At 69.4% G+C, this 6,194-nt stretch carries 5 protein-coding genes, 1 tRNA gene and 1 pseudogene; 2 read left to right on the forward strand and 5 right to left on the reverse strand.

Annotated elements, in window-relative coordinates; translation table 11 throughout:
• The 4 genes from QNJ12_RS23460 to QNJ12_RS23475 all read right to left on the reverse strand — a co-directional run.
• Positions 1-689, reverse strand: a 689-nt coding sequence (locus QNJ12_RS23460; protein WP_300626497.1) for a DUF2786 domain-containing protein, incomplete at its 3' end; no start/stop codon positions are given.
• Between the two features lie 290 nt (positions 690-979).
• Positions 980-1,333, reverse strand: a complete 354-nt coding sequence (locus QNJ12_RS23465; RefSeq protein WP_300626499.1) for a nuclear transport factor 2 family protein — start codon at positions 1,331-1,333, stop codon at positions 980-982.
• 1 nt (position 1,334) lies between these two features.
• Positions 1,335-3,836 (reverse strand): AAA family ATPase, encoded by a 2,502-nt coding sequence (locus QNJ12_RS23470; RefSeq protein ID WP_300626501.1) that lies wholly within the window; start codon positions 3,834-3,836, stop codon positions 1,335-1,337.
• Complete coding sequence (locus tag QNJ12_RS23475) at positions 3,836-4,423, reverse strand: hypothetical protein (RefSeq protein WP_300626503.1); 588 nt, start codon at positions 4,421-4,423, stop codon at positions 3,836-3,838. Before QNJ12_RS23475 ends, QNJ12_RS23470 begins: the two co-directional genes overlap by 1 nt.
• Before the next feature lie 139 nt (positions 4,424-4,562).
• Between QNJ12_RS23475 and QNJ12_RS23480 the strand changes: the two genes are divergently transcribed.
• Positions 4,563-4,637: transfer RNA gene (locus QNJ12_RS23480), tRNA-Gly, on the forward strand.
• A gap of 118 nt (positions 4,638-4,755) precedes the next feature.
• Positions 4,756-5,850, forward strand: coding sequence for a site-specific integrase (gene xerC, locus QNJ12_RS23485; protein ID WP_300626505.1), 1,095 nt, complete (start codon positions 4,756-4,758; stop codon positions 5,848-5,850).
• A 58-nt stretch (positions 5,851-5,908) separates the two neighbouring features.
• On the opposite strand, the pseudogene QNJ12_RS23490 reads toward xerC, so the two are convergent.
• Positions 5,909-6,194 (reverse strand): annotated as a pseudogene (locus QNJ12_RS23490) (hypothetical protein); the annotation flags it as partial.

The following is a 6,194-nucleotide window of genomic DNA, read 5'->3' on the forward strand; positions in this document are numbered from 1 at the left end:
CGCTGCGCGGCCGTTCGGCCCGCGTGCCAGCCGGTCGCCGTGGCCGCCTTCGGCCGGCGGGCCCGCACCACGCGGCCGAACTGCTGCCGTGCGTACTCCTCGACGCGCCGATCGCGGGCTCGCAGTGCCGGCAGCGCAGCGCTGGCGGGATGCACGTGGCGCTGCACCTCGTGTCGGGTCGACTCGAACATCGTGTGGATCTGGTCGGCGTAGCCGAACAGGAACGAGCGCCGCCACTGCTGGGTGGCCGCGGCCGTTGCCCGACGCTGCGACGCCATCCGCGTCGACGCCTGCGCGTGGAGCGAGTGGTAGAGCAGCTCGACCGTGTCGAGGTCGCTGCGGAACCCCGCCACGAAGGCGACCGTGCCCCGGTTGCGCACCTCGAACACGACCCGACACCCGTGCGCCTCGGCCACCGCCTGCAAGAGCGCCAGCCGGCCCCGCACGTAGGCGCCACGGCCGAGCTCGTATTCCGCCACCGCCAGGTCGTCGCCGCGCTCGGCACCGGCCCGCAGGTGATCGGGATCGATGCGGTGCGCAGCGATGAGCTCGGCCGCCTTGCGCGAGAACGCGTCGGCCTCGTTGGCGTTCGCCGATCCCTCGGCCATCGCGAGCAGCTTGCGGACCTTGGCGATCAGCCCGTCGGAGAGGGGCGAGCCGGCTGTCGGGAACGAGGGGTCAGCGCTCATGCCCCCACATCATCGCACCGGGGTGTCACGCCCGGGTGGAGGCTCGCCGCGACCTGGCCTTCACCGGCACGGGACGAGCGTCCCGGTCGACCGGGTTGCGCCGTGGGGGCGAGCGTCGAAGCGGCGGCGCCGAGGCGCCGTTGCGGAGACAGCGAGCACGGGAGGCGAAGCCGGTCACCTCGCGCCAGTTGGCCGCGCTCGCCAGGGCGAGGAGGCGAGGAGCGCAGCAGAGCGAGCACCGCAGCTCCGGGAGGGCCGGAGCCAGTGGCTCGAGCCCGTGCGCAGCCCGATCAACACAGCGTGCCCTGGTGCCACAGGATCTGCCAGCGTCCGGACTCGTTGGTCCACAGCGACATCCGGCGGACGAGGCCGCGCTCGGCGGTCGTCATCTCGTACTCGACCATCACGAGCTGGTCGGCGAGCTCGCGAAGCGCGACGAGCTCGACCTGGTACGCCTCGAGCGAGGGCGCGCCCACCAGTTGCTCGATGGTGTCCGGTCGACCCCACCGTCGGCCTGACGCACCGATCTCGACGAAGTCGTCGTGCAGGATCGCCTCGAGTTCCGCCCGGTCGGCGCGGACGGGTTCGGTGAGCAGGTCCTGCTCGGCCCGCCATGCGCCCCCGGGCGCGAGCGCAGTGGTCAACTCACTGCTCGGCGACGGGGACGCCTTCGGTCTCGGCCGGTGTCGCAGCGGCGACGACCGAGTCGACGAGCCGGCCCGTGACGCCCTCGATCTCGGGCAGCGGCGGCAGCTCCTCGATGCCGGCGGCACGGAAGTCGAGCACCGCCTGGTGGTAGTGCTCGAGCTTCTCGATGGCCGCCGGGTCGTAGTAGCCGGCGCCGTCGATGAACGGGCCCTCGGTGCCGTCGATGATCGCGGCGACGTCCTCGCCGGTGATCGTCAGGTGCGTCTCCAACGCATGGGCGACGGCGAGCACCTCGACCCGGTTGGCGGCGACCAGCTCGACGACCCGGTCGTACAGCTCGCTCAGGCGCATCTCGACCTGGTCGCCGAGGCTGCCCTCGAGGAGCTGGTGCTCGCGGTCGTCCTCGCCCTCGCCGCCGCCCCGGCCGCCACCGCCGCCGATGCCGAACTGGCGCTGCACGTGGTGGCTGGCGAACGTCGAGCCCATGCCCCAGTAGCCCGACATCATCGTGGCGAGCTGGGTGGCGCTTCGCAGGTCGCCGCCGACGCCCGAGGAGTTGTCACCGTCGAACAGCATCCGCTCCCCCGCCAGCGACGCGAGCGAGACCTGGATGTCGGTCTCGTACTCGCTGCGCCAGTGGGTGAACCGGTCCTCGGGCGGGATCGACGAGACGAACCCGCCGATCGAGCCGCGGCGCTCGATGGTGGCGACGTCGATCACCATGTGCTTGCGAAGCCGGTAGGCGGCGACCGCATGACACGCCTCGTGGACGGCCAGCGCGTGGCGCTCGTGCTCGACGTAGGTGAAGTCGTCTGCGAGGCCGTGCTGCTTGAGCTGCTTGGCGCGCACGATGTCGCCCCAGGTGATGACCTCGCGCCCGTCTCGGATCGCGTTGATCAGGGCTTCGTTGACGGTGTCCTTGATGCGGGCGCCGGTGGCGTAGGGCGTGATGGTGGCGAGCTTCTCGACGTCGGCGTCGGTGAGCTCGTGGCGGACCTTGTCGAGGTAGCCCTGGTAGGTGCGGATGCGGCCCTCGAAGGTGGGGTACCCGACCTTGTAGATGCGGTCGATGCGACCCGGGCGCAGCATCGCCTCGTCGAGCGCCTCGGGCAGGTTCGACGCCATCATCACGAGGATGCGGTAGCGCGGCGGCGGCTTCGGCCGCATGCCGAGCATCTTGCGGACGTTGCGGTTGAAGAACCCGCGCGGCTTCTTGAGGCCGGACAGCTCGGCGAGCAGCGCCTGGAGCGTGCCCATGCCGCCCCCGCCGCCGCCCATCATCATCACGGCGTCGCGGTGCGGGCCCTGGCGCTCGCCGCCCTCGAGCGCGTCGGCCCACAGCGTCTGCTGGCTGGCCTCGCTCATGTACGGCAGCGACGAGCCGGGCGAGCTCCAGTCGCGCAGGAACGAGGCGGCGGGCGTCGACTGGAACTGGCCGCCGCCCTGGGCGAGCGCGCCGCGGTTGCCGAGCGAGTCGGCCTCGTCGAAGAACACGACGACGCCGCCGTAGCGGAGGGCGAGCTTGCGCAGCTTGCGGAACAGGCCCTTCACCTTGAGGATCCCGACACCCATGAACATGTTGATGAACGCGCCGGGGTCGACGAACACGAACGGTTTGCCGGTCTCGCCGGCGGCAGCTTCGGCCAGGAGGGTCTTGCCGGTGCCCGGTGGACCCCACAGCAGCACCCCGCCCGGCGTGTAGCCGCCGCGCTGCTCGATCGCCTCGGGGTTCTCGAGGAAGATCAGGTTCTCGCGGATCTTCTCCTTGACGGGGTCCTGGCCCCAGACGTCGTCGAAGCGGGTGTCGATGTCGTCGGGGAAGTAGGTCTCGACGCCGCCGCGGCTGAGGAACCAGAAGAGGAGGCCGAACTGGCTGATCAGCAGCAGCGGGTAGATGATCAGGCGGGCGGCGAACGGCAGCGCGTCGTTGATGCGGCCGGGGAGGCCGGCGATGGCCTTGATCGGGTTCTCGTCGGCGAGCTGGCCGACCACGACGCCGATCACGGCGAGGATGAACACCCAGCGGAACACGCGGGCGAGGCGGAACCTGGTCCACGGGTCCATCTTCGAGGTGCGGCCCTCGAAGCGACCGAAGACGGTGTGCTTCCAGAAGCGGTAGTAGCGACCCCACCGCTCGGCGATCAGGAAGTGCAACTGGCGTACGGTCTCGAGCGCCGCGAGCACGAGGATCCAGGCCTGCTTCTCGACCGTCTCCCAGAAGCCGTCCGCGACGCTCTTGATCGGGTTGGTGTCGAGCTTCTGCCACCAGAAGATCGCGAACAGCCCGCCGAGCAGGGTGAGGTACTTGAGCCGGTCCCATGTCGGGAGCTTGCGGCGCGTGGTGCGGTCGCGTTCGCGGGGCCGGGTGATGTCCTGACCGAAGTCGATCGGTGTGTCGGTCTGCACCATCAGGTCGCCCTCGCTCTCCGCGCCGGCCGCAACGTTCGCTGTGTCCGGCACGGGCTCGAAGTCGGTCTGCTTCCGTCGTCGGATTCGCATCAGATGTCCACCGTGAAGGTCGTCATGATCTCGTCGATCTCGTCGGCTTCGACGTCGAAGCACGACTTCCGGCAACCGACCTGGATCACGTAGATCACGGTGCGGCGGTCGTCGGTGAGCACGAGTCGATCGTTGGTCAGGGGGTCGTCGCCGGCAACTTCGAACTGCACCCGGTAGCCCTCGAGGTCGCCGAGCCTGACGGGGATCGGGTCACCGAGCGCCTCGCCGCCCGGCCCGTAGTCGAGCAGCGCTTCGAGGGTGAGCGTCTCGCGGATGCGGGCGTCGGTCGGTTGCACGTCGACGTAGCCGGCGACGCGGTCGGGCCGGACCTGGCCGGCGGGGTCGGCCGTGAACTGGGCGCGCCACGGGAGCGTCTCGTCGCCGGGCAGGAGGCGGAGCTGGCTGCCGTCCTCGGGGCGGAGGGCGAAGTCGACGATGCCCTCGGAGATCAGCTGCCAGTCGTCGGGGATCTTGGCGAACACGGTCTCGTCGTCGCTCTCGACGTACTGATAGCCCGAGCGGCCACATGCGGAGAGGACGATCGCCCCCAGCATGATGGCGCCCACCCATGTTCGACCCCTGCGCACGCAACCATTGAACACCATCGTGATCGCGCTGTCCTGTCGAGAAGCATCTACCTGGGCGGCGGCAGGCTCGGGCGTTGGGCGCGACCTCACCGGACTTGGGACGGCCGCCCGGTAGATTGTCCGTCACCCTTCGGGGCACGCGGATGTAGTTCAACGGCTAGAACCTCAGCCTTCCAAGCTGATGATGCGGGTTCGATTCCCGTCGTCCGCTCCACGCGAACGTCCTGGTCAGGGTGCAAATCCTGACAGGGCGAACGTAACGCCGATGGGTCCCACGGGCCGTCGTGCCTACACGTGCCTACCGAGTTGGCACCGAGCACGAGGAGCCTTCCATGGCCCGAGCCCGTTCCTTCGGCAACATCCGCAAGCTGCCCAGCGGTCGCTACCAAGCGCGCTACTGGCACCTCGGGAAGCAGATTCCCGCCGACACCACGTTCGCCAGCAAGACCGACGCGAGGCGCTGGCTCGCCACGATCGAGGCGGACATGTTCCGCGGCGTGTGGATCGATCCGAACGCCGGCAAGATCCCGTTCGGCGAGTACGCGACCCGGTGGGTCGCTGAGCGGCCGGTGCGTCCGCGGACGCGTGAGATCTACGAGGGCCAGCTCCGCCACATCGTTGCGGTGTTCGCCGATATCCATCTCGGCGACGTTCATCCGATGGCCGTACGGACGTGGCACGGCCGGCTCGCAGCGAGCGGTCTGCACCACAACACGGTGGCGAAGATCTACCGGCTGTTCCGTTCGATCATGACGACCGCTGTCGACGATGGCCTGATCGCCCGGAACCCGGTCCGCATCAAGGGGGCGTCCGCCGAGCGGATGATCGAGCGTCCGCTCCTCAGGTGGGACGACGTCCGGGCGCTCGCCGGCGCGATCCACCCGAGGTTCGAGTGCCTGGTGTGGACGGCCGCGGCGAGCGGGCTGCGCTTCGGCGAGCTCGCCGGCCTCACGATCGAGCACGTCAACCTCGAGCGCCGGGAGCTGCGGGTGATGCAAGCGCTGCACGACATCAAGGGCCAGGGCCCGACCCTTGGACCGCCGAAGACCGAGAGCGCTGTACGGACCGTCCCGGTCGCCGAGTCGATCGCCGTTCGGCTGGCGGATCACATCGAGCAGTACGTCGAGGTCATCGAGCCGGGGGCGCTCGTCTTCACATCGCTGCGAGGCGGCCCACTGCTGAACACCTACTTCGCCCCGCAGTGGTCGAAGGCGAGGGACGCAGTCGACCTCAGCCACGTCCGCTTCCACGACCTCCGCCACCTCGCCGGCACCGAGGCCGCGACCGCGGGAGCCTCGCTCCGAGAGGTCATGTCGATCATGGGCCACGCATCGAGCGCCGCCAGCCTCCGCTACCTCAAGACGGCCGAACACCGAAGCCGCGAGATCGCAGACGCGATCGGCTGGCGCATCGAGGACACTGCGTAAATGCGTCGAGATCGGGCGGCAGACGTGCGGCGGACTGTGGCCGCGGACAACTGACGTACTAGCGCTGCGTGAAACCGCCGCTGGGCTTCGTGGGCTCGGGGTAATACTCAACGTTCCAGCTCTCCCCCAGCTCGCTCTGCATCCTGATGGCCAACCGTTCGCCCTCTCGCACGAAGGCGACCGCCTCTTCCTCGTTGGCGAACGGCGACACGGTCGACCACGTTGGCGTCTCGTGAGGTGGTGGAAGTAGTGGAGGTGGTCCACCGGTGAGGTGGGCCATCGCGTGACCCTTGGTGAGAACGACCAAGAACTCACTGAGGAAGAGGACACGCGATGACCCAACA

It is taken from the genome of Ilumatobacter sp. (genome assembly GCF_030065885.1).
GTDB lineage: Bacteria > Actinomycetota > Acidimicrobiia > Acidimicrobiales > Ilumatobacteraceae > Ilumatobacter.